Origin of the sequence: Capnocytophaga sp. oral taxon 863 str. F0517 (assembly GCF_000466425.1) — a bacterium.
Lineage (GTDB): Bacteria > Bacteroidota > Bacteroidia > Flavobacteriales > Flavobacteriaceae > Capnocytophaga.
This window is the reverse complement of sequence record NZ_KE992128.1, coordinates 1-715: the sequence shown is the minus strand read 5'-3', so window position 1 is coordinate 715 and position 715 is coordinate 1. Positions and strand designations below refer to the sequence as shown.

Below are 715 nucleotides of genomic sequence, written 5' to 3'. Positions count from 1 at the left end.
GCTCAGGTGACCATTAAGCTCGAAGCAGTTGAAGCGGTGGATGATGATTATAGTACCACTCCGGTCAATACTGTAGGAGGCGCCAAGATCATAGGCAATGTCTTGGATAATGACAGATACCAAGGAGGACCTGCAATCAACCATAAGGACAAGGGAATCGTATCCAAAGTTGGTGGTAATGATGGAGACCGTATCCAAATAGACAGAGAAGGTCAGGTGATAGTACCACAAGGTATGCCAGCTGGTACTTATACGCTAGAGTACAAGCTCTGTGTAGAAAATACCAACTCTTGTGATACGGCTACCGTTACGGTAGTAGTCTTCCAGGACAAGCCACTAGTGATCCATAATGGTATCTCTGCCAATGGAGACGGACAGAACGACTATTTGCATATAGAGGGTATCGAACGCTATAGGGATAACAACCTGAAGATTTTCAACCGCTGGGGTGTACTGGTCTATGAAAAAGACGGCTATCGCAACGATACAGAGCCATTTGATGGACATTCCAACGGACGAGCCACTATCAGTGCCGGTAGCAAGCTCCCACAAGGAACTTACTACTACATCCTCGAATATCAGGATTCCGTAGGTCAAACCCAGACAAATCAAGGATGGCTGTACCTTAAGTACTAGATTTAGTGACCAATGACTAATGACAAGTGACTGATAATAGACGATGACCCTTTCCCTAAAATGGGAGAGGGTTATTCGT

1 protein-coding gene is annotated in these 715 nt (G+C 45.3%); it reads left to right on the top strand.

The genetic code is table 11. The features are described 5' to 3' along the window. A partial coding sequence (locus HMPREF1551_RS05580; protein ID WP_021628087.1) for a gliding motility-associated C-terminal domain-containing protein occupies window positions 1–636 on the top strand: 636 nt, incomplete at its 5' end. Window positions 637–715: the final 79 nt, after the last annotated feature.